At 60.8% G+C, this 22,980-nt stretch carries 23 protein-coding genes; 3 read left to right on the top strand and 20 right to left on the bottom strand.

Annotated elements, in window-relative coordinates:
• Nucleotides 1-339: 339 nt before the first annotated feature.
• Together pssA and ilvC are read right to left on the bottom strand one after the other, a co-directional pair.
• Nucleotides 340-1,164, bottom strand: a complete 825-nt coding sequence (gene pssA, locus C8E00_RS15355) for a CDP-diacylglycerol--serine O-phosphatidyltransferase (protein WP_133698393.1) — start codon at nucleotides 1,162-1,164, stop codon at nucleotides 340-342.
• Nucleotides 1,165-1,320: 156 nt separating this feature from the next.
• Entirely contained in the window at nucleotides 1,321-2,337 is a 1,017-nt protein-coding gene (gene ilvC / locus C8E00_RS15350) for a ketol-acid reductoisomerase (protein ID WP_133698392.1), read from the bottom strand.
• A gap of 170 nt (nucleotides 2,338-2,507) precedes the next feature.
• Between ilvC and ilvY the strand changes: the two genes are divergently transcribed.
• Complete coding sequence (gene ilvY / locus C8E00_RS15345; RefSeq protein WP_133698391.1) at nucleotides 2,508-3,389, top strand: HTH-type transcriptional activator IlvY; 882 nt, start codon at nucleotides 2,508-2,510, stop codon at nucleotides 3,387-3,389.
• A 67-nt stretch (nucleotides 3,390-3,456) separates the two neighbouring features.
• Here ilvY and ilvN read toward each other — a convergent pair whose 3' ends face one another.
• The 5 genes from ilvN to rluD form a co-directional block, all read right to left on the bottom strand.
• Nucleotides 3,457-3,948: an acetolactate synthase small subunit gene (ilvN, locus tag C8E00_RS15340; protein ID WP_133698390.1), complete on the bottom strand. Its 492-nt coding sequence runs from the start codon at nucleotides 3,946-3,948 to the stop codon at nucleotides 3,457-3,459.
• Complete coding sequence (locus C8E00_RS15335; protein WP_133698397.1) at nucleotides 3,948-5,672, bottom strand: acetolactate synthase 3 large subunit; 1,725 nt, start codon at nucleotides 5,670-5,672, stop codon at nucleotides 3,948-3,950. The genes ilvN and C8E00_RS15335 overlap by 1 nt, the downstream gene beginning before the upstream one ends.
• 645 nt (nucleotides 5,673-6,317) lie before the next feature.
• A complete protein-coding gene (gene clpB, locus C8E00_RS15330) occupies nucleotides 6,318-8,900 on the bottom strand; it encodes an ATP-dependent chaperone ClpB (RefSeq protein ID WP_133698389.1) in 2,583 nt (860 codons plus the stop codon).
• Between the two features lie 152 nt (nucleotides 8,901-9,052).
• Nucleotides 9,053-9,808, bottom strand: coding sequence for a peptidoglycan editing factor PgeF (pgeF, locus tag C8E00_RS15325; RefSeq protein ID WP_424948554.1), 756 nt, complete (start codon nucleotides 9,806-9,808; stop codon nucleotides 9,053-9,055).
• 7 nt (nucleotides 9,809-9,815) lie between these two features.
• Nucleotides 9,816-10,778, bottom strand: a complete 963-nt coding sequence (gene rluD / locus C8E00_RS15320) for a 23S rRNA pseudouridine(1911/1915/1917) synthase RluD (protein ID WP_133698387.1) — start codon at nucleotides 10,776-10,778, stop codon at nucleotides 9,816-9,818.
• Between the two features lie 105 nt (nucleotides 10,779-10,883).
• On the opposite strand from rluD, the gene C8E00_RS15315 reads away from it, so the two are divergent.
• On the top strand, nucleotides 10,884-11,684 hold the full coding sequence (locus C8E00_RS15315) for an outer membrane protein assembly factor BamD (RefSeq protein ID WP_133698386.1): 801 nt from the start codon (nucleotides 10,884-10,886) through the stop codon (nucleotides 11,682-11,684).
• Nucleotides 11,685-11,814: 130 nt separating this feature from the next.
• Here the strand turns inward: C8E00_RS15315 and C8E00_RS15310 are convergent, their stop codons facing one another.
• The 6 genes from C8E00_RS15310 to C8E00_RS15285 form a co-directional block, all read right to left on the bottom strand.
• On the bottom strand, nucleotides 11,815-13,446 hold the full coding sequence (locus tag C8E00_RS15310) for an NAD+ synthase (RefSeq protein WP_133698385.1): 1,632 nt from the start codon (nucleotides 13,444-13,446) through the stop codon (nucleotides 11,815-11,817).
• Between the two features lie 108 nt (nucleotides 13,447-13,554).
• Entirely contained in the window at nucleotides 13,555-14,643 is a 1,089-nt protein-coding gene (gene thiO, locus C8E00_RS15305) for a glycine oxidase ThiO (protein ID WP_133698384.1), read from the bottom strand.
• Between the two features lie 77 nt (nucleotides 14,644-14,720).
• On the bottom strand, nucleotides 14,721-15,101 hold the full coding sequence (locus C8E00_RS16825; RefSeq protein WP_133698383.1) for a type IV pilin protein: 381 nt from the start codon (nucleotides 15,099-15,101) through the stop codon (nucleotides 14,721-14,723).
• A 46-nt stretch (nucleotides 15,102-15,147) separates the two neighbouring features.
• A complete protein-coding gene (locus C8E00_RS15295) occupies nucleotides 15,148-15,747 on the bottom strand; it encodes a pilus assembly PilX family protein (RefSeq protein ID WP_133698382.1) in 600 nt (199 codons plus the stop codon).
• Between the two features lie 29 nt (nucleotides 15,748-15,776).
• On the bottom strand, nucleotides 15,777-16,544 hold the full coding sequence (locus C8E00_RS15290) for a PilW family protein (protein ID WP_166638344.1): 768 nt from the start codon (nucleotides 16,542-16,544) through the stop codon (nucleotides 15,777-15,779).
• Nucleotides 16,507-16,968: a prepilin-type N-terminal cleavage/methylation domain-containing protein gene (locus C8E00_RS15285; protein ID WP_166638343.1), complete on the bottom strand. Its 462-nt coding sequence runs from the start codon at nucleotides 16,966-16,968 to the stop codon at nucleotides 16,507-16,509. Before C8E00_RS15285 ends, C8E00_RS15290 begins: the two co-directional genes overlap by 38 nt.
• Nucleotides 16,969-17,044: 76 nt before the next feature.
• Between C8E00_RS15285 and C8E00_RS15280 the strand changes: the two genes are divergently transcribed.
• A complete protein-coding gene (locus tag C8E00_RS15280) occupies nucleotides 17,045-17,572 on the top strand; it encodes a GspH/FimT family protein (RefSeq protein ID WP_133698379.1) in 528 nt (175 codons plus the stop codon).
• A 1-nt stretch (nucleotide 17,573) separates the two neighbouring features.
• Here the strand turns inward: C8E00_RS15280 and C8E00_RS15275 are convergent, their stop codons facing one another.
• From C8E00_RS15275 to lspA, 7 genes are all read right to left on the bottom strand, one after another.
• Complete coding sequence (locus C8E00_RS15275; protein ID WP_133698378.1) at nucleotides 17,574-19,340, bottom strand: DUF7305 domain-containing protein; 1,767 nt, start codon at nucleotides 19,338-19,340, stop codon at nucleotides 17,574-17,576.
• On the bottom strand, nucleotides 19,340-19,894 hold the full coding sequence (locus C8E00_RS15270; RefSeq protein WP_133698377.1) for a PilW family protein: 555 nt from the start codon (nucleotides 19,892-19,894) through the stop codon (nucleotides 19,340-19,342). The genes C8E00_RS15275 and C8E00_RS15270 overlap by 1 nt, the downstream gene beginning before the upstream one ends.
• Nucleotides 19,887-20,312 carry a type IV pilus modification protein PilV gene (gene pilV, locus C8E00_RS15265; protein WP_133698376.1) on the bottom strand — a complete coding sequence of 142 codons (426 nt, stop codon included), beginning with the start codon at nucleotides 20,310-20,312 and terminating at the stop codon, nucleotides 19,887-19,889. Before pilV ends, C8E00_RS15270 begins: the two co-directional genes overlap by 8 nt.
• Complete coding sequence (locus tag C8E00_RS15260) at nucleotides 20,312-20,845, bottom strand: GspH/FimT family pseudopilin (RefSeq protein WP_166638346.1); 534 nt, start codon at nucleotides 20,843-20,845, stop codon at nucleotides 20,312-20,314. The genes pilV and C8E00_RS15260 overlap by 1 nt, the downstream gene beginning before the upstream one ends.
• Before the next feature lie 129 nt (nucleotides 20,846-20,974).
• Nucleotides 20,975-21,928, bottom strand: coding sequence for a 4-hydroxy-3-methylbut-2-enyl diphosphate reductase (gene ispH, locus C8E00_RS15255; protein ID WP_133698374.1), 954 nt, complete (start codon nucleotides 21,926-21,928; stop codon nucleotides 20,975-20,977).
• 61 nt (nucleotides 21,929-21,989) lie between these two features.
• A complete protein-coding gene (gene fkpB / locus C8E00_RS15250; protein ID WP_035415327.1) occupies nucleotides 21,990-22,433 on the bottom strand; it encodes an FKBP-type peptidyl-prolyl cis-trans isomerase in 444 nt (147 codons plus the stop codon).
• Nucleotides 22,430-22,972 (bottom strand): signal peptidase II, encoded by a 543-nt coding sequence (gene lspA, locus C8E00_RS15245; protein WP_133698373.1) that lies wholly within the window; start codon nucleotides 22,970-22,972, stop codon nucleotides 22,430-22,432. Before lspA ends, fkpB begins: the two co-directional genes overlap by 4 nt.
• Between the last annotated feature and the right edge of the window lie 8 nt (nucleotides 22,973-22,980).

Raw genomic sequence — 22,980 nt, 5'->3', positions numbered from 1 at the left:
TTCGAGGTGCGGCGCATTCTACCGAATCCGGCGTCACTGTCAAGCGAGAAGTCTCGAGGCGAACCTGGAAATCTCAAGCAAGTCAGTCACTTGCGCCACCTTCACACCGCCGGCCACGAAGCCCGTCGCCGGCAGCGGATGCGTACTCTACGGATACAGCGCCGTGAACGCAAGGGGTTTTTTCACGAATGCCACGACGCAATGACTATATTTCGGCTGAAGGGCGCTCCAGATCGCCATCCACTACCTTATCCACACCCCGAACGGGGCGACACATGAAAAAGGGTGTGGATAATTCGGCGCCACACCATGGTCGGCACCGGACATCAGGAAACGGCCTCAGCGCAACTTGCGCATGAGCGCGAACAGAGGTCCCGACACTACATAGCAACCGAACAGGATCAGCAGCATGAGCGAAGGTTCGAGTGAAATCACCACGAACGCAAGCACAATCGCTAGCAGCACGACGAAGGGGACGGGCCCTTTGAAATCGACTTCCTTGAAGCTGTGGTAGCGGATATTGCTGACCATCAACACACCCGCTGCCGCGACGACGAAGGCAATGAACAGTTTGAACCCCAGGGCGTCGGCGTCGAACTTATGAAGCGTCCATACACAGCCGGCGACGAGCGCCGCAGCGGAAGGACTCGGCAAGCCCACGAACCACTTCTTGTCGGTACTGCCGATTTGCACATTGAAACGCGCCAGACGCAAGGCTGCCCCCGAGGCAAAGATAAAGGCCGCAATCCAACCGATCTTGCCCACGTCTTGCAGGATCCATGAGAACGCTACCAAAGCCGGCGCCACCCCGAACGAGACCATGTCGGCCAGGCTGTCGAATTCGGCACCAAAAGCACTTTGCGTGTTAGTCATCCGTGCCACGCGCCCGTCGAGCCCATCGAGCACCATGGAGACGAAAATCGCGATAGCGGCCCCGGAGAAGTTGCCGTTCATCGCCGCGATAATGGAGAAGAAGCCAGAAAATAGCGCCGAGAGCGTGAAGAGGTTAGGCAACAAATAGATACCCCTCCGACGCACGCGCTTTCCGTTCTCGATGGTTTCCTCGATGATTTCGTCTTCGTCCTGAAAAGCCGAGCTGCCCTCCGAGATCTCCTCGGTGTCGGCTTTCTTGGGCGATTCCGGCGTGCCCGATTCTTGCGTCATAAAAGTCATCCGTTGCCATGGGACGGCCCTTGATGGGCCATTCCGACATTCTACACACTGCAATCCTAGTCGACAGTCGGCGTTCTTGACGACCCAAAACGTAAACGGGCGCGGCCCTTTGGCCGCGCCCGCTCTCTATCGGCTTGCGAAAAGTGCTTAGTTCTTGCTCTTGTCGACCAATTGGTTGGCCGCAATCCAAGGCATCATGCCACGCAGCTTCGCTCCCACCTGCTCGACCGGATGCTCGGCATTCAGGCGACGACGTGCATGCATCGACGGATAGTTGCTATTCCCCTCGTTGATGAACATCTTGGCGTATTCGCCAGTCTGGATGTCCTTCAGGGCATGGCGCATCGCTTCCCGGGACTGCTCATTAATGACCTTGGGACCCGTGACGTACTCGCCATACTCCGCATTGTTGGAGATCGAGTAGTTCATGTTGGCGATGCCGCCTTCGTACATCAGGTCGACGATCAGCTTGAGCTCATGCAAGCACTCGAAGTAGGCCATCTCGGGCTCGTACCCGGCCTCGGTCAGCGTCTCGAAACCGGCCTTGACCAGCTCGACCGCGCCACCGCACAGTACCGCCTGCTCGCCGAACAGATCGGTTTCCGTTTCATCCTTGAAGGTCGTTTCGATGATGCCGCTACGGCCACCACCCACGCCAGCAGCGTAGGACAGCGCCAACTCCTTGGCCTGCCCCGTGGCATCCTGCTGCACGGCGATCAGGTCTGGAACGCCCGCGCCACGCACGAATTCGGAACGCACCGTGTGGCCCGGCGCCTTGGGCGCGATCATGATCACGTCCAGATCCGCGCGCGGCGTCACCTGGTTGTAGTGGATATTGAAGCCATGCGCGAAGGCCAGCGTCGCGCCTTCCTTCAAGTGAGGGGCGATATCCTGCTCGTAGATCGCCTTCTGGTTCTCGTCAGGCGCCAGCAGCATCAACACATCCGCCGTCTTGCAGGCCTCGGGCACGGAGGCGACCTTGAAGCCCGCCGATTCGGCCTTGGCCACGGATGAGGAGCCTGGACGCAGTGCCACGGTGACCTCGACGCCGGATTCCTTGAGATTATGGGCATGGGCATGGCCCTGGGAACCATAACCCACGATGGTGACGTTCTTCGCCTGGATCAGCGAGAGGTCGCAATCTTTGTCGTAATAAACGCGCATGCCGTGTACTCCAGATATCGAAGAAGAAAGGTGTGAAGTGTCAGCGTTGATGGCCTTCCGCCATGAGCGTCGTCTGCCGCGACGCTTTGGCATCACTTTACCTAGCCTCAGGCGTTGCGTAAAACGCTATATTTGCAATACCGTATGCCGAAATCTGAAATGAAATTATCATGGATACGCGTCCCTACCAGCAGTTCCTCAGCCTGGCCGATACCCTGCACTTCGGCCGCTCCAGCGAGCTGTGTCACGTCAGCCCTTCGACGCTGAGCCGCACGATCCGCCAGTTGGAGACACAACTCGGCGTCACCTTGTTCGAACGCGACAACCGCAGTGTCCGCCTGACCCATGAAGGCCGTCTCTTCCAGCGTTATGCACGCGATACCCTGGAGCAATGGGATGTATTTCGTCACTCGCTGATGGCGGAAAGCCGCGAGCTATCCGGCGAAATCAGCATCTACTGCTCGGTGACCGCCAGCTACAGCTTTCTTTACGAGTTGCTCAGCGAGTTTCGCCTGCGTCATCCGCGCATCGAATTGAAACTGCATACCGGCGACCCGGCCAGTGCGATTTCACGCGTTTTGAGCGGCGAAGAGGACATGTCGATCACCGCGCGCCCCGAGACGCTGCCCGCCCAGCTGGCGTTCAAGCCAATCGCCACGTCGCCGTTGCTGTTCATCGCGCCACGCGCCATGCCGGAATGGCTGGCTGGCCTTACCGCCACGACGGACGCCGCCAGTTGGGGCAGCATTCCCATGATACTCTCGGAGTCGGGCCTCGCCCGCGAACGTACGGATGCCTGGTTCCGCCAGCTGGGCATCAAGCCGCGCATCTATGCCCAGGTAGCCGGCAACGAAGCCATCGTCAGCATGGTCGGACTGGGCTTCGGGGTCGGCGTAGTCCCGCAAATCGTGGTCGACAACAGCCCTTTGGCCGAACGTATTCAGGCCCTCGAGGTCGACCCCGCGTTGACGCCTTACGAAGTCGGACTCTGCGTCACCGAGAAAAAGCTACGCAATCCGCTGATCAAGGCGCTTTGGTCGCAGATCCGCTAGCCCTGGCCTCTTGAAGCAAAAGGCCGCTCGTCAGAGCGGCCTTAGTGGCATGGTAGGCAAGTACAGCTTAAAGACCGAGTATCTTGTCACCGCGCGAGATACCCGATACGCCGGTACGCGCCACCTCGAGGATGCCGATCGGCGCCATGGCCTGGATGAAAGCGTCCAGTTTGCCGGCATCGCCGGTGATCTGCACCGTATAGACACTCGGCGTGACGTCGACGATCTGCGCGCGGAAGATATCCACCGTGCGCTTGACCTCGTCACGACTCGCGCCCAACGCCTTCACCTTGACCAGCATCAACTCGCGCTCGATGTGATTGCCCTCGGTCAGGTCGACCAGCTTGACCACATCGATGAGCTTATTGAGATGCTTGGTAATTTGTTCGATGACGCGATCATCGCCCTCCGTGGTCACGGTCAGGCGCGACAGGCTCGGCTCCTCGGTAGGGGCCACGTTGAGCGTTTCGATGTTGAAGTTGCGTTGGGAAAACAACCCCACCACGCGGGACAGGGCGCCGGGTTCGTTTTCCAGCAGAATCGAGATGATGTGGCGCATCAGGTCCGCTCCGTCTTCGAAAGCAGCATGTCACGCATGGCACCCAGGGGCACCTGCATCGGATAGACGTGTTCCCGGGGGTCGACGTCGATATCGAGGAACACCAGTTCGTCGTTATCGGCGAACGTGCGCTCCAGCGCCGCATCGAGCTCGTCGTGACGTTCCACCTTGAGCGCCGTGAAACCGTAGGCATCGATCAACTTCTGAAAGTCCGGCAGCGACTCCACATACGAGTGCGCATGGCGCGACTTGTAGTTGAGATCCTGCCACTGGCGCACCATACCCAACGTTCCGTTGTTGAGGTTGATGATCTTCACACCGGTGCCGAACTGCTTACACGTCGACAGTTCCTGCATCATCATCTGAAAGCTGCCCTCTCCGGTGAAGCACACCACGACGTCATCGGGGAAGTTCTGCTTGATGCCCATTGCCGCCGGAAAACCGAAGCCCATGGTGCCCAGCCCCCCGGAGGTGATCCAACGGTTGGGCTTGTCGAACTTGTAGTACTGCGCCGCGAACATCTGGTGCTGGCCGACATCGGTGGTCACGTAGGCCTCGCCGCGGGTGATGTGATATACCGCTTCGACGACCTCCTGTGGCTTGAGCCGCTCGCCCGGCTGGGACGGCTCGTAGAGCTTGCCTTCGCGTTCGGCGCGCCAACCGTCGATGGTCGACCACCATTCAGGCAGCGCCTCGGCATTGGCCATTTCCCGGCCTTGCAACAGGCTGATCATCTCATTGATGACGCTATCCGCCGGTCCCACGATCGGCACATCGGCGCGCACCGTCTTGGAGATCGAGCTGGGGTCGATATCGACATGCACGATCTTGGCCGTGGGGCAAAACTTGGACGTATTGTTGGTCACGCGATCATCGAAACGCGCGCCGATGGCAATGATCAGATCGGCATGGTGCATGGCCATGTTGGCCTCGTAACTGCCGTGCATGCCCAGCCAGCTCAGCGATTGACCATCGGTCTGCGGATAGGAGCCGATCCCCATCAATGTGGTGGTAATGGGGAAACCCAAACGCTTAACCAACGCCGTCAGGCTTTCGCTCGCACCGCTGGTAACGATCCCGCCGCCGGTATAGAACACCGGCCGCCGCGCCTTGAGCATCATGTCCACGGCTTTCTTGATCTGGCCGCTATGACCGCGCGTCACCGGATTGTAGGAGCGGATCTTGACCTTCTTCGGATAGACGTACTCATAACGCTCGGTGGGCGCCGTCATATCCTTGGGGATATCCACCACTACCGGGCCCGGACGGCCGGTCGCGGCGAGGTAGTAAGCCTTCTTGAGCACCTCGGGAATCTCCGAAGGGTGCTTGATGGCGAAGCTGTGCTTCACGATGGGGCGGGTCACGCCGACGATATCGGTTTCCTGAAAGGCGTCTTCGCCGATCAGGTGGCTGGCCACCTGGCCACACAGCACCACCATCGGGATCGAATCCATGTAGGCGGTAGCAATACCGGTGACGGCATTGGTCGCCCCGGGGCCGGAGGTGACCAGCACCGTGCCGGGTTTGCCCGAGGCACGCGCATAGCCATCGGCCGCATGGGTAGCGGCTTGTTCATGACGAACGAGGATGTGTTTGACTTTGTCCTGGCGGAACAGCGCATCATAGATATGCAAGGCTGCGCCACCAGGATAACCATAGATACGTTCGACGCCCTCATCCTGCAGGAAGCGGGCGATCATATCGGCGCCGGAAAGCAATTCCACTGGTAGTTCTCCCCTGGAGATAACGAGTGCCATTCCACTGCCACGTTACGGACAGCGAAGTGTCGATGCGGCGGTACGCCGCTGCCGGCTGCGCCGGCACCTGATGCCATAATCCTGGCTCTGGGCCCGGGGTGAGGACCCGCACTCATAGAAACCGCCGAGACCGGCTGGCCCGAGCGATTCCTGGCACGGCAGATCGCCGTGTCGGGGTTGGCGGGAACAGGCGTTTGGCCCATACCCTTGATCTCCTTCGACAGGCGGGTAGAGGCATTTTGCAACCTACCCTTCACGCAGCGGCCGAGGATCACCCGTCAATGGCTGCGCCCGCAATCAGGAACCACCTAGATTCCATCAGCACCCTCGAGCTGTCAACCTTCATCACCCGCATACACCCTGTGGTATGGCGCAGTTTCCGATTGACGTACCCAGGTTCCGCGCCAAGCAGGTAGTTGCAAACCGCGTGATGACAGGCACAAAAACCCCGCAACTTGACTCCCGCGTCGCATCTCGGCATCAAAAAACACCCCGAAGGTCGGATGGGTGTCCAACTTTCGGGGGGCAGTTCAAGTGCGTCACGGGCAGAAGGACGACCAGCTTAACGTATAGCGGACGCATCGAGCGGCCCGAACATTCGGGCCGCGCGTGTCACTTGGCGAAGACGAGATGGCCGTCTTCTGTGGTGACGTGAATGGTATCCCCCGCCGCGAAATGCCCAGCAAGCAGTTCCTGCGCCAGCGGGTTCTCGATACGACTCTGGATGGCGCGCTTGAGCGGGCGGGCGCCGAACACCGGATCGAATCCCACCACCGCCAACTGCGCCAGCGCGTCGTCGCTGACTTCGAGGCGTATCTCGTGCTCGGCGAGACGCGCCTGCAGGCGGTCGAGCTGGATACTGGCAATGGACTGGATCTGCTCCTGCCCCAACGCATGGAACACCACCACTTCGTCGATGCGGTTGATCAACTCCGGGCGGAAGTGATCGCTCACCACACTCATCACGGCATCGCGCATCGCGCTGTAATCGGCGTCATCGCCGCCCATGCGCTGGATGATGTCCGAGCCCATGTTGGAGGTCATCACGATCACCGTATTGCGAAAATCCACCGTGCGCCCCTGGCCATCGGTGAGCCGGCCATCCTCGAGCACCTGCAACAGGATGTTGAAGACATCCGCGTGTGCCTTCTCGACCTCGTCGAGCAGCAGCACGGAGTAAGGCTTGCGGCGTACCGCCTCGGTCAGGTAGCCGCCTTCCTCATAGCCGACATAGCCCGGCGGCGCCCCGATCAGTCGCGCCACGGAATGCTTCTCCATGAACTCGGACATGTCGATGCGCACCATCGCCTCTTCGGTATCGAAGAGGAAATTGGCCAGCGACTTGCAAAGTTCGGTCTTGCCGACGCCGGTGGGCCCCAGGAACAGGAATGACCCATTGGGGCGATGCGGGTCGGCCAGCCCCGCGCGCGAACGGCGTACGGCGTTAGCCACCGCGGTCACCGCTTCGTCCTGCCCGATGACACGTTCGTGCAACGCTTCTTCCATGCGCAGCAGCTTGTCGCGTTCGCCTTCGAGCATCTTGGATACCGGAATCCCGGTCCAGCGCGAGACCACCTCGGCGATTTCTTCCTCGGTAACGTTGGAGCGCAATAACTGATGCTTGGCGGTATCGGTTTCCTGCTCACTCGCCTCCGCGATCTGCTGCTCCAGCTTGGGAATCACGCCGTATTGCAGCTCGGACATGCGGCCCAGATCGCCCTGACGGCGTGCCGCCTCGAGATCGATACGCGCCTGCTCGAGCTCGGCCTTGAACTGTGCCGCGCCCTGGATGCTGGCCTTCTCGGCTTTCCACACCTCTTCGAGGTCGGCGTACTCGCGCTCCAGCGACTCGATCTGCGCTTCGAGCGAGTCGAGGCGCTTCTTGGTGGCCTCGTCGGTTTCCTTCTTGAGCGCTTCGCGCTCCATCTTGAGCTGAATCAACCGCCGGTCGAGACGATCCATCTCCTCGGGCATGGAATCGAGTTCCATGCGGATCCGAGACGCCGCCTCATCGATCAGGTCGATGGCCTTGTCGGGCAACTGACGATCGGTGATGTAGCGGGTCGACAGCTTGGCCGCGGCGATGATGGCGCCATCGGTGATATCGACGCCGTGATGGACCTCGTAACGCTCCTTGAGACCCCGCAGGATCGCCACGGTGTCTTCTTCGTTGGGCTCGTCGACCAGGACTTTCTGGAAGCGCCGTTCGAGGGCCGCATCCTTCTCGATGTGCTGCCGGTATTCGTCCAGCGTGGTGGCCCCGACGCAGTGCAATTCGCCACGCGCCAATGCCGGCTTGAGCATGTTGCCAGCGTCCATCGCGCCCTCGGCCTTGCCGGCGCCGACCATGGTATGCAGCTCGTCGACGAACAGGATGACACGCCCTTCCTCCTTCGCCAGCTCCGCGAGCACGGCCTTGAGGCGTTCCTCGAACTCGCCACGGTACTTGGCGCCGGCCAGCAACGAGCCCATGTCCAGCGCCAGCACACGCTTGTCCTTGAGGCCCTCGGGCACCTCGCCATTGACGATGCGCTGCGCCAGCCCCTCGACGATGGCGGTCTTGCCCACCCCAGGCTCGCCGATCAGCACCGGGTTGTTCTTGGTACGCCGCTGCAGTACCTGGATCGTGCGACGAATTTCGTCGTCGCGGCCGATCACTGGATCGAGCTTGCCCTCTCCGGCCCGCTGGGTCAGATCCATGGTGTACTTGTCCAATGCCTCGCGATCTTCCTCGGCCGAGGCATCGTCCACCTTGCTGCCCCCGCGCAGGCTGTCGATGGCAGTACGGACGGATTGAACATCCAGCCCCGCCTGCTGAAGTACCTTGCTGATGGCGCTTTTCATTTCCAGCGCCGCCAGCACCACCAGCTCGCTGGCGATGTACTGATCGCCACGTTTCTGGGCGTCGCGATCGGCGAGGTTGAAGAGTTGCGACAGCGCCGAGGACAGCTGCACGTTGCCGTCGAACTGGCCGACGCTGGGCAGGTCGTCGAGATACTGGGAAAGCCCGTTGCGCAGGCGCGAGACATCGCCACCGGCCTTTTGCACCAAGCCCTTGATGCCGTTTTCCTGCGCCTCGACGAGCGCCATCAGGACATGGCCGGGGTCGAGCTGGTTATGACTGCGCCCTACCGCCAGGGACTGTGCCTCGCCCAGAGCGTTCTGCAATTTACTGGTCATTCGATCTATACGCATCGAATCCTCCTCCAATGCGGTGCGCCGACGCGCGCCGCCAAGTCATTTCATGTTGACATGATCAATGGAGGTATGCTGAACGCGTTTCAAGGCAAGGCGTGCAAAAATCGTTCCGCTGTTCGAGAATACTCGACATGACGCAAGGCGCCGACTCAACGCAGCCAGATCACGCTGGCCATGCGCCCGGTGTGACCATCGTCGCGGCGGTAGGAATAGAAACGCGATTCGCAGGCGGTGCAAAAATGCCCGCCACCGATATGCCCCACCCCCAGCCGCTCCAGACGCAAGCGCGCCAGGCGATAGAGATCGGCCATATAGTGCCCGAGGCGGTACGGGCTCGGCTCGAAGGCACTTTCCGCTTCGGGCTGCACGGCCACGAAGGTTTCGAAGACCTCGGCGCCGACCTCGAACTGCGCCTTGGAAATCGCCGGCCCCAACCAGGCCATGAGCTCGTCCGGCGACTGCCCCAGGGCCGCCACGCAGGCTTCCAGCACGCCCCCCGCCAGGCTCCGCCAGCCGGCGTGCGCCACCCCCACCCGGGTACCCTGACGGTTGCAGAAGAAGACCGGCAGGCAATCCGCGGTCAAGATGGCACACGCGTGTCCCGTATCGAAGGCAACCGAGGCATCCGCTTGCGGCGGTTGCTCGGCAAATATCGCGCGGTACTCCTGTTGAACGGTGGCGCCATGCACCTGGTTCAACCATAGCAAGGGGCGAGCGTCGTCGAGTTCAGCACTCAACAGGCGACGACAGCGGGCTACCGAGGCAGGATCGTCTCCCACGTGATGCGCCGGGTTGAAAGATGCGAAGGCGCCCTGGCTGGGGCCGCTCTCACGCGTGGTGACGAAAGCACCGACCGTACTCGGCGCCGGCCAATCGGGCAGAATCAAGGTGGGACGTTCGTTCATGAGAGACTCACTCAACGTGCGTATCGGCTGCGTCGCGCAGAAAATCCAGCAACATCAGCATATCGTCCGGCAACGCCGCGCGAAACGTCACCGTCTCGCCGGTCCCGGGATGCACGAAGGCCAGCTTGCGTGCGTGCAAGGCCTGGCGCGGAAAATGCCGCAGCACATCCTTCAATGCCTCACTGGCACCGGCGGGTAGCTTGAGGCGTCCGGCATAGACCGGGTCACCGATCAGAGGAAAGCGGCGATGTGCCAGATGCACACGGATCTGGTGGGTGCGTCCGGTTTCGAGCCGACAGCGCACATGGGTGTGAGCGGGAAAGCGCTCCACGACACGATAATGCGTCACCGCCGGCTTGCCCGAGGGCGTCACGGCCTGACGCTTGCGATCCTTGGGGTGACGCCCGATCGGCGCATCGACGCTGCCCCCGGCGGTCATCCTGCCGGTGACGACGGCATCGTATTCACGCGACACCGTACGCGCCTGCAACTGCTCGACCAGCGACGCATGCGCCGCCAGCGTCTTGGCGACCACCATCAAGCCCGTCGTATCCTTGTCGAGGCGGTGCACGATACCCGCACGGGGCAGTTGCATCTGTCCCGGCGCATGGTGCAGCAGCGCATTGAGCAAAGTGCCGTCGGGATTGCCTGCGGCAGGATGCACGACCAGTCCCGCTGGCTTGTCGATCACCATGACATCGTCGTCTTCATGGATGATGTCGAGTGCCATGGCCTGGGGCGCAAAGCGTTTATCTTCCTCGAGCGTGGCCTCGAGGATCAGTTGCTCACCGCCATACAACTTGTCCTTGGGGCGCGCCGACACGCCGTCGCAGGTCAGCGCTCCTGACTTGATCCACGCCTTGAGGCGCTCGCGGGAGAAATCCGCGAACAACGCCGAGGCGGCTTGGTCGAGGCGCTGGCCGGCCATCGCGTCGGGGACGCGCTGTTCTCGCTGCACGGTATCTGCCATGGCAATGCTCGGTTCCATTTCGCCACCGGGGGCGTTTGCTTTATAGTGACTCCGAACTGGCGGATTCTAGCACGGCCGCCCCGTATTGGTTGAACGAGGATGACGATGCGATTCCCTTCACTTGGCACGTTCGGTGCGTTGCTGCTCAGTGGCGCGCTACTCGCCGGTTGCGCCAGCAGCGAGCCGGCACCGGGCCTTCAAGAGCAGGCGCTCTACCAGCAAGCGCAATCGGCGCTCGATGCCGGGCGTTATAGCACCGCCGTAACACGCCTCGAGGCGCTGGACACGCGTTATCCCTTTGGGCGTTACGCCGAACAGGCCCAACTGGAACTGATCTACGCGTATTACCAGATTGAAGATTGGGAGCAAGCGCGTGCCGCCGCCAGCCGCTTCATTCGCTTGCACCCCGATCACGAGCAGGTCGACTATGCCTACTACATGCGCGGGCTGGCAGCCTATCAAGCCGGGCGCTTCAGCCTTGAAGGTCTCGAGCTGATCGACATCTCCAAGCGCGATCTGGGCGCTTCACGGGATGCCTACGTCGACTTCGGCGAACTGGTGCGACGTTTTCCGGAAAGCCCCTATGCGGCCGACGCCCGCCAACGCATCATCTATCTGCGCAATGTGCTCTCGCGTCATGAGCTACAAGTAGCCGATTTCTATCTACGCAAGGGCGCTTACCTGGCGGCTGTCAACCGTGGCAAATGGGTTCTCCAGCATTACCCGAAGACGCCGGCCACGCGCGACGCCCTGGCCGTTATCGTCGAAGGTTACCTGGGACTCAACATGCCCGAGCGGGCACGCACCGCCTTGCAGACGCTGATCAAGAATGACCCGGACAATCCGCGCCTCGAGGGCAAGACCTTCGAACCCGAGTATGTCGATGCCGAGCCGTTGACGCTGTAACGGCCCCTTCAGGGAAGCTGGAAGAAACATCAAAACCTGCAACGCTTTCCTTGGCAGATAGCGGTTACTTCCAGCTTCCAGGCGCGTAGCGCCGCTCTTACAGCTTATAGCTTCCCGGCGCCAGCCGGGTTTATTCCCCCGGCTGCCAGCCGTTGACGATCGGGTAGCGGCGATCGCGCCCGAAGCCCCGTGCCGTCACGCGAACGCCCACCGGTGCCTGACGCCGCTTGTACTCGCTGCGGTCGACCAGCTTCACGACCCGATAGACATCCTCACTGGCGAAGCCGGCATCGATGATCGCCTCGGCGCTCATGTCGCCTTCGATGTAACGCTCCAGGATGGCATCCAGCTCGTCGTAACCCGGCAGAGAGTCGCTGTCCATCTGATCGGGCGCCAGTTCCGCCGACGGAGGACGCGTGATGACGCGCTCGGGAATCGCCGGCGCCTGCGCATTGCGCCAGTTCGCGAGGCGATAGACCCACGTCTTGTAGACGTCCTTGAGGGCATTGTAGCCACCCACCATGTCGCCATACAGCGTGGCATACCCCACCGCCATTTCGCTCTTGTTGCCGGTACTCAATACCATCAGCCCTTTCTTGTTGGAAAGCGCCATCAACAGCACGCCCCGGCAACGCGATTGCAGATTCTCCTCGGTGGTATCGCGTTCGGTCCCGGCGAAGCTCTCTTCCAACGTTGAGGTGAAAGCCTCGACCATCGGCGCAATCGGCATGACGTCGTAATGCACCCCGAGCAAGTCGGCTTGCGCGGCCGCATCCGCCTTGGAAATATCCGCCGTGTAGTGATAGGGCATCATCACTGCTTGCACGCGCTCCGGGCCCAGGGCATCGACCGCGATGGCCAGCGACAGGGCCGAATCGATACCGCCGGAAAGCCCCAGTACAACGCCCTGGAAGCCGCTCTTGTTGACGTAGTCGCGAAGCCCGGTCACCAGCGCGCAATATAAGCTTTCTTCCGACGCCAACAGCGGCTCGCATTCGCCGGTCTCGGGCGCCCATGCCCCTTGTGCATCGGTGAAACGCACCGGCATCAGGCCGACTTCCCAGAACGGCGCACGTACCGCAACCTCGCCCTGGGCATCGAGCACCAGCGAGCCACCATCGAAGACCAACTCGTCCTGGCCGCCGATCTGATTGAGGTATACCAGGGGGCGCGCAGCCGCCTGGGCCCGCTCGGCGAACAGGCGTTCGCGCTCCAGGGGCTTGTCACGGTGATAGGGCGACGCGTTGAGCGTGATGAGAATATCGGCGCCGGCCTCGACGCTCTGCGTCACCGGCGCGCCGTCCCACAGATCCTCGCAGACCAGGATGCCCAGCTGGGCGCCACGATGCTCGATGACCAGCGGCGATGCCCCCGCCGCGAAATAACGTTGCTCGTCGAACACCTGGTAATTGGGCAGCGCTTGCTTGGCATATTCGCCGCGCCATTCACCGTTGTACAACACGCCCGCAAGGTTATGCAGCCGGCCATCACGCCTGCCGGGATAGCCGATGACGACCATCACATCGCGTGCCACCTTGCGCGCCATCGTCGCGCGCGCCTCTTCCAGGCGTGCTTCCATCGATTCGCGCAGCAACAAGTCTTCCGGCGGATAGCCGGTCAGGAACAGCTCGGGGAAGACCACCACATCGGCACGATGTTCGATGCGCGCTTCGCGCACGGCCTCGATGGCTTGCGCGGTATTGCCGGGGATATCGCCCACCAGCGGATCGAGCTGGGCCATCACCAGAGTCAGGTCTTGCATGAGCGGAATACGCCTCTCTCATTGCGATTGGCTGGGTAAACTGCCGTCGAGTCGGCCTCATGGCTGTATTGTCACGCAACGCCGGCGCGCTGGCAAAACGCCTTGTCGTCAGACGCCACCCAACCGATAGGGGGTGGGATCGACGACCGGCGTGCGTTGCAGCAACTGATCGGTCAGCAGACGCGTCGATGCCGGCGCCAGCACCAGACCATTGCGATAATGACCGGCATTGATCCATAACCCTTCGATATCCGGCACCGCCCCGATATAAGGCACCCCCTCCGGCGAACCGGGGCGCAACCCAGCCCAGTGATGCTCCACCGGGCACTCGGCCAACGCCGGCACGATCGACAGCGCGCTGTCGTAGAGCGCGTCCTTGGCCGCCTCGGTGGTGCGCTGATCGAACCCCACTTCTTCCAGCGTCGAACCAGCGACGATGCGCCCATCGCCGCGCGGAATCAGGTAACGGCCATCCTTGAGCACCACACGCTCGACCAGCCCCGGCGGCGCCTTGAACAGGATCATCTGCCCACGCACCGGGCGCACCGGCAGTGTCACGCCGATACCCGCCAGCAACTGACCGGCCCAGGCGCCGCCACACACCACCACACACTCGGCCGTCTCACGCCCTGCCGACGTGCGCACGCCGCGAAGGCGAGCATCCGTCACTTCCAGCGCCTCGACCGCGACATGCTCACGCAGGGTCACGTTGGGCATCGTCTGCAGACGAGCACGCAGCGCCTTGCACAAGCGCGGATTACGAATGCTGCCCAGAGTCGGCATCCACAGCGCCGATTCGATACCCGGCACGGCATTGGGCTCTTTGGCGTAGAGCGTCTCCGCCCCCACCCGTTCCAGAGGCTTGCCGACCTCACGCGCCCACGCGAGTGCCCTATCCTCATCATCGACACGCAGATACAAAAGCCCCCGCTGGCGGTATTCGGGGTCGATGCCGGTTTCTTCCAGCAGGCGCAGCGACAACTCGGGATAGGCACCTTCGGAATAGCGCGATAACGCGGAAATCGGCGCGCTGTAGCGCCAGGGGTACAACGGGGAGACGATGCCACCACCGGCCCAGGAGGCCTCGCGGCCACATTCGCCGCGTTCGAGCAGGGTGACGTGGCGGCCGGCATCGGCGAGCTGCAGCGCCGTCATCATGCCGATAACGCCGCCTCCAACGATCAAGAATTCACTCACAAGGATACTCGTTCTTGGCTAGCACAACCCGCAATTTACCATGTGCCGCGTGTGCGGGGCAGCGCAGGGAGACCGAGTTACCAGCAGTCCTCGCCCCCCGCAGAACGTTCCCCAGTATCATATAACTTCAGTACGCCGCAGCGATCCTCGCTTTGGCTATTGGTTGGAATGGCCCGTAGCAGGAATCCCTCCCCCTTATTTTTGTTGGGATTAGGCTGGGACTTAAATTTGTAAGCGTCGGTCTCTTTTGGTACGTCACCATCAGTATCGTAGAAATTATCTTGCGTGTACTGACGCTCCATCCGGTATGCCCATTGCATCAGCGTGGCCTGGGCGTCGGCCCGTTGCGCCTTGCGCACATGCTCGGTGTACGCGGGAATGGCGATCGCCGCCAGGATGCCGATGATGACCATGACGATCATCAGCTCGATCAGGGTAAACCCGCGGTCACGACGCATAGCATGGACTCCTGAAAACGAAAATCGGGGTGCTCGACCCCTGCATTCAACGCAATACCTCGCGCCACGCCGGACGAGAAGGTCCCTTGAGAGGGTGGATGACGCGCGCGTCGTCATTATCGGCCAGTGCCCGGCGGGCTTGAATCAACGCCTCACCGGCCGCGCGCGGCAGCATCAGCGTGACGCAGCGTTCGAGTATCGCATGCGTCACCGAGCGAGCTCCCCAGCCGAAAGCGGTCATCTCGACACGTACTCGGCAAAAGGCGCCGGTCTTGGGGCATACACTGGCGCGTACGGCGAGCGTTACACGCGGGGGCTCGCTGCCCCCCGCGAGGGGCGGCGCGCCGCTGTCGCCATAGGCCAATCCCTCACGCCGCCAATGCGCAGCCGACCACTGGCTAGCATGCGACGCCGATGGTCTCAGGCAATCAGGCGCCGTGCAGCCGCCTTGGGCAGCGGGCAGTGTGTAATCCGCATGGCGCAATCGCCATTCGCCTTCTTCAAGCGCCGCCTGCGCCGCTTGAAACGCCACCTGACGATCCATGACGTTGCGTGCCATGCGCTCCTGCAGGACAGCGCCTTGCAGTCCGGCGACTCCCAGCGCCGTCATCGCCATCAGCAGAATCAGCGCGACGACCAGCGTCATGCCCCGCTCCCGAGAGGGACCGCGGGCACTCACGATGACGTTTCGTCCCGCGATAAGGCAAGCGGCGGAGACGTCACATTGCGCAGCGCCACGCTCGTGGCGTACACCCGGTACAGGCGGTGATCCGCTGCCGTAACGGTTTCACCGTTGAAGACATACGACGATACCGCGTCGACGAGCCCATCCTGTCGCGAGGCCACCAGCAATTCAATGCTCACGCCCTTGACGCTGGCCCAATCGCCGATGCGCGCGGCGCGACGCCAGCCATCCCCGACGAAATAACGCAGCGCCATGGCCTCGATATTCGCGTCGAGCGGCTGGGGAGACGCGCCGTTCACCGCACACTCCAACCCCTGCGAGCCGTTCAGCGACAACGTGGCCCGCGTGATGTCCGCGCCCTCGAGATGCCCCCCCAGGCAATCCTGAAGAGCCCCATCCGTGCTCCCGTAATAGCGGACCCGCAAGGTGCTGTCGTCCCCCGCCACGATAGCGCCCTGGGCAAATTGCAATGTCGCCGGAAAAGTCTGTGCGCGCCGCCATGACGAATATCCGGCCTTGCGCAGCTCCCGCGTCAGCACCTCGGTGACGAAGCGTCCACTTTCCTGCATCTGGGCCAGTTGCGCCTGCAGGCGATACTGATGCTGATAGGCGATGAACAGGTCGATGACACCAAGCAGTACGATCATGCTCAGCGCCAGGCTCACCATCAACTCGATCAACGACACACCGCGTTGGCGTCGTCGCCCTGGAGTGAGTCGCTCAAAGCCGTGTCTGCAATCGGTATTGCCGCCGTCCATCGTCATCACTCCAGCGCGCACGCGGCGATTGCCACATCACCTTTACCGTGGCCGTGGCCACGTCGTCATTCCCCACCACCTCGATACAGCCTTGTGCCTGGGGAAGCGCATTCACCAGCCCCGTCAACCAGGCGCGTACCTGGGCCGATGCGGCACTGCTGGGGTCGTCACTGCACGGCTGATCGTAGGTGCCGACCAGCGCGCCGTGGCGATCGATACGCAAGCGTTCGAGCATGGCCACCACCCGCTGCACCGCCTGAGACTCGGCATCGGCATGCCGCTGGGCACGCAGCACCTGGGCCTGGATAGCCGCCAACCCCAGCATGCCGAACGACAGAATGAACAGGGTGATCAGCACTTCGATCAGGCTGAATCCCAAGACACGGCCATGCCGCCATCGTGTATTTCGGTGTGTCACCATCATCGTGTTTGCTCGTCTGCCTGAGTCATTATATAAATATAAAAAGTAATAGCTAATATAATGAAAGGCAAGCGCCACCATGCCACGACACATGCAAGGAATGACCCTGCTCGAGTTGCTTGTGCTGATCGTCATTCTCGGCTTATTGGCGACCCAGGGCGTCCCCGCCATGGGACACTTGCTACGCGCGCAGCGCTTGCAGGCCGCCAGTCATACGCTTTACCAGGCACTCTACTACGCACGCAGCGAGGCCATTCGCCAAGGCGTGCCGGTACTGATGATCAGCGAGCAGGGGGGATGGACGCGGGGCTGGCGGATATTCGCCGATCGCAACGACGATGGCGAGCAATCGCCCTCGGAAACGACGCTACGCGAAGGCGGCGCACCGCCGGGCGGGCTTCGCCGACGCGCCAATCGCCCCTTGCGTCACTACGTGCGTTACGCGCCGAACGGCTACTCGATCCGCGCCTCGGGCAGCTTCCAGATCGGCAGTTTCTATCTATGCACGGCCAAGGCGACAACCCCCGCACGGCGCATCGTGTTGAGCCGTGGCGGCCGGGTACGCATCGAACGACTCCCGGAAGGCGATGCCGCCTGTGCGCGATGACTCACTCACCACCAGTGCCATACGAGAGTCCCACCAGCTTCCAACCACTATCGTTGTCATCGCCGTTGTCACCACTTTCGTCATCACCTCCTGAGATCGACCTAGGCACATACTCGATTTCCCCACCACCATCGACAGTAACGGTCTTACCTCTTGCCGAACCGCGGAGACCACCGCCGGCAGTAACGGAAACATTGGCATATGGCGCATAAATATTTGCCAACGCCTGGGCACTCCCGTCGATCAACACACCTTTACTGTAAGAGTCACTATCCTTATGGCTGGAGTAAAGCGACAAGGTGGAACGGCCATTGGTCGTGGCCGGAACATCTGCCATTTGGGTGGAGCTCTTGATATGAGTCTCGCCGGTCACGAAAATCGTCAGCGTACTGCCTTGATCGATGGTCAGCCCCTTTCCTCCGCCGGATCCAAGGGTGAGATCACCATCAACCAGCAACACCACATCGCCCCCACTAACATTGAGTTCACCATTCTTAAGAGTAAGATCCTGCGTGCGGACAACGGACACTGGCTTATCGAAGGTTGGCATATCGGCCGTGGTCGCCTCCGCCAGGATTACATCCTTCTCAACATTCCAGGTCTTATCGAAGGCCGTGAGACCGTTGGGGGACAACGAACCATCCCCTATCGGATAATTACCCACGACGATATCCTTATTGGCCCCAATTGCATCAGTGGCCACTGTTGCAAGCAGGCTATCCATTTCCTCGGCGAGGGTGTTTTTATTATCGGAGAAAACTTGCGGATTGCATTCACCACCATTCACCGAAGAGACCGGTGTATGACTACCGATCTTGATCGAACCGCCAGCAAACTTATCGACTTCCTTCCCATTTGCAGTATTGACAACCCCTTCTTGCGATTCGATATCGCCACCCACGGAAGCCGAACTATTGGAAAAGATGACCTTGCCACCTGCTGAAACATTACCTGTGACAGTGGCAGCATTGTTGAATTCAACATCACCGTTGGCCGAGACATTACCCTTGGCAGGCGCCGAATTTTCAAAAAAAACGCTCCCCGTTGTAGCGATGGAACCACCATAAGCATATCCACCCCCTGCATCCAAAGTGATATCATCACCGGCAAGAATGTTGCCTGTGATGCTGCTATCGGTGTATAGCGTGCCCATTGCCGTTACGTTGCCATCAACATTGGCATCACCGCTAAGCCTCACTCCGGCACCTGGCTGCAATGTTCGAACATTACCATTAATGTCCCCTCCGCCACTGGCCTGAACTCCCTCGCAGCCGAGCAACACGTCTTGGTAGGCACCATTGGGTTGCTCATCACTCTTGATAGAGTAAACGGCCTGGAAAGTAGCCTGTCCATGGCGACCACCTTCCCCCTCACCACTGCCCAAAGGCAGAAATTGCCCACCAAAGACCACGCGAACCCGATCATCTTCCAACTTCACAATTTCTTTTATATACGCCTTAGTCTTACCACCATTATTATGCGAGAAAGTCAGTAGCTCTTCATCACTCTTTTGAGATAAGATCGGTTCATTTACTTCATTACCGGGATACGCTTCATTCACTTTTTCTCGTATTGATGTCGTCCACTCAGAAAACTTCCACAGTGCTTCATCCACACCCGCTTCGGCTTTGATCGTACGAAGATAATTACCCGCTTGACGCTCCTGGTAACGTCCCAGTGACATGCCTGTCACTACCATGCCCGTAGCGATGGTCAGAAGCGCGAGCCCGATGACGAGCACGAAGCCGGATTGCTTATGAGGACGCATCACGGATCACCTTGACTATCAGACGTTGCGCGAGAGGCAAGATGAAAGTTCAGGGTTTGCCCATCACACTCGTCGTCTTCCCGGCATGGGGTATACTTCAGTTCGACACCCACGCATGGGTGCGTGGCGTTGGCACATACAGAAAACTTTATGTTGGTAATGCCTGGAGCAGACAATGCCAGCACGCCTTGGTCATTGCATTCGAGCATTTTCACCCCATCGCTGTTGGCAGCGACACGCCATTTCCAAGGGGGGGCGCTGTCCTCTTGAGGACATCCCGCATAACGCCCGCTTTTAATCTGGCCAAAAGGCGTAATCGTTAGCTCACTCTTGTTAGCGACCTCTACCATGCCAGCCAGCGCTACGGCCTGCGCCAGCGCACGATGCACATAGACCACTTCATCCTGCACCGCATAGATACCATCGCGCTGCTCGCGAAGGCCGCTTATAGCCTGGTATGCCGACACAGTACCACCGAGGATAATCAAGCCGAGAAACATGCTGATCATCATCTCGATCAGCGTGAAGCCGCGTTGACGATGTTGGTTAGTCATCTGCCGGCTCCTTGCATGGCAGGAAGGCGACCAACTTCACGGGCGGAGGAGGATCCTCTTCACCATCAGAGTCTTCGATACCCTGCCAAGTAATCTTGAGGTCATAAAGGCCATTGGCGATTTTCCCCCATTCTCCATGAGCCGAGGGAAGTCCTTCAAAATTGGCGACATAATCCTTCCATTGACTCTTAAGATCTGTGCAGACCTCGCCCTGCTGCGCCCAGGCACGTTCGTTCATGTCTCGGACCATGATGGTGGCGATGGTCGTATTGAGACTCTCGCGGGCGAACTGCAAGGAGGTGAGCTGCATCGCGGCGAGCCCGAGCATGCCGATGGAGAGAATAGTCAGTGCTACCAGCACCTCGATCAGACCGAAGCCGCGCTGGGCACGGGGCGAAGACTGCAGCGGCGGCGCCATCACGAGTCACACCCCGCGCCCGGGCCGGCGACATAGGCCCGTCCGGTCACCTCCAGACACACTTGGCGTGAGGCGCCGTCCGACAGTCCCGCATGACTGAGTAGCCATTCGCTACCCGCATCGGGATATCCCAGGTCATCGAAAGTGACTTCATCGGGAGGTTGGGCGTTCTTGTCTCCCACACTGAGCTGTGCCGGCAGCGGCTCATGGATAATGATCGGATTATCATTACTTCCTGAAGCCTCTACTCTCCAGCCTTTTGCCCAGTCTTTGCCCCCACATGACTCGCCATCAGCACTCGCACACAGCGTGACCTCGGTCTCGCGCATGATGGCTTCACCACGCGCCAGGCGCAGCGCCGCCACCAGTTCATTGCTCGCCGCGGTCAACTGTTGACGTTGCTGCAGGCGCTGAAAACTGGGCACGGCGATGCTGGCCAAGATCGCGAAGATCACCAGCACGATCAGCAGCTCGAGAAGGGAAAAACCACGATGATGCGACACGTGGCGAAGGCGGCAAGCACGATGCGGCACGTACGACTTCCTGATGGTTTGAGGCAAAGCGTCGCACACGCGGCCAAGAGCGAGCGTCCAGACGCTCCCTCAATGTAGCCTATTTGAAACGAAATGTAACGACAGATCGTGTCGCATAGCACCAACGGCTCATGCGCTGGCGATCACCTGCTCGCGCAACTCCTTAGGCATGGAAAAGACGATGTCTTCCGCCTGCCCGGCAAGTTCATTGGGGTCCTCCGCCCCCAGCGACTTGAGCCGGTCGATGACCGCCTGGACGAGGACTTCCGGTGCACTGGCACCGGCCGTGATGCCGATGGTGCCCACGTCCTCTAACCACTCGGGGCGAATCTGCTCGGCGGTATCGATCAGATACGCCGGCGTGCCGGTGCGCTCGGCCAATTCACGCAGGCGGTTGGAATTGGAGCTGTTGGGGCTGCCCACCACGAGCACCAGGCCGCTTTCGCTCGCCAGTTCACGCACCGCATCTTGACGATTCTGTGTGGCATAGCAGATATCGTCCTTGCGCGGCCCGTCGATGTGCGGAAACTTCTCGCGCAGGGCGTCGATGACCCTTGAGGTATCATCCATGGACAGCGTGGTCTGGGTGACGAATGCCAGCCGCTCGGGGGCGTTGACCTCGAGGTTCGACACATCCTGCTCGTCTTCGACCAGATAGATCTGACCGCCGAACGAGGTATCGTAGCGGCCCATGGTGCCTTCGACCTCGGGATGGCCGGCATGGCCGATGAGCACGCACTCTTGACCGCGCTTGGCGTAGCGCAGAACTTCCATGTGCACCTTGGTGACCAGCGGGCAGGTGGCATCGAAGATGCGCAATCCGCGTCGCTCGGCCTCTTGCTGCACCGCACGTGACACCCCGTGGGCGGAGAAGATGACGATGACGTCGTCGGGCACTTCGTGCAGCTCCTCGACGAACACCGCCCCGCGCTCGCGCAGGCTATCCACCACGAAGCGATTGTGGACGACTTCGTGACGCACGTAGATCGGCGGCCCGAACACATCGAGCGCGCGATTGACGATCTCGATGGCACGGTCGACGCCGGCGCAGAAACCGCGTGGATTGGCCAGCTTGATTTGCATGCTTACCTCGCCTCGATGCGTCGTGGCATCGTATCGATGGGCGGCGTGCGCCCGTCAAAGCTTAATGGGTCGTGGCCGGACGAACCTCGATCACTTCCACCTCGAAGGTCAGGGTACGCCCCGCCAGCGGGTGATTGAAGTCCACATCGACATTGCGCTCGTCGATCTCGGCGATGACACCCGGCAACTCGCCGCCGCCCGGGTCGGTGAACGACATCATCGTGCCGACTTCGAGCTCGTCGTCGAACTGATCGCGCGGCAGGCGCTGAACGTTCTGCGGATTGTGCTGGCCGAAGCCGTGCTCGGGGGTAATGGTAAACCGGCCGGTCTCGCCGTCGGTCATGCCCTTGAGCGGGGTCTCGAACCCCGGTGGCAGATTACCATCGCCGACCTGAAACGTCGCCGGCGCCTTGTCGCGGGTGGAATCGATCACCGTTTCGTCTTCCAGTTTGACGGTGAAATGCAACGTCACTTCCATCCCGTCACCGATGCGGTATTCACTCATGGGGCGTCTCTCTTATCGGATGTCACCGTGTCTCGTCGGCCGTCACGCAGGGAGGCCAGAATCAAGCCTATGGCGCCCAAGGTGATGGCGGTATCCGCCAAGTTAAAGGCAGGAAAGTAATATCCCTGCCAATGAAACGACAGAAAGTCGACCACATAGCCATGCACCAGGCGATCGTAGAGATTGCCCAGCGCACCGCCGATCACCAGTGCAATCGCTGCCGCCGAGAGACGTTCACCGGCTTTGAGGCGCGTCAACCATACGGTCAAGCCGATGCTCACGCCAATCGCGATGGCCGCGAACAACCAGCGTTGCCACCCGGCGTGACCGGCCAGGAAACTGAACGCCGCGCCGGTATTGTGCAGCAGCGTGAAGTTGAACACCGGCAATACTTCGACCGGTTGTGCATAGATCAGATACGTGCTGGCGAGCAGTTTGCTGCCCAGGTCCAGCACGATCACCAGCAGCGTCAGCCATAGCCAGCGCAGGGGCCGCTGCATGGGCGGCACCGATCGATCAGGCGTTGCAGCGTCGTTCATTCAAGCCT

The sequence above is a fragment of the Chromohalobacter marismortui genome (assembly GCF_004364315.1).
GTDB classification, from domain to species: Bacteria; Pseudomonadota; Gammaproteobacteria; order Pseudomonadales; family Halomonadaceae; genus Chromohalobacter; species Chromohalobacter marismortui.
Note: the sequence above shows the minus strand (reverse complement) of the source record. Positions and strands in the feature narration are given on the sequence as shown.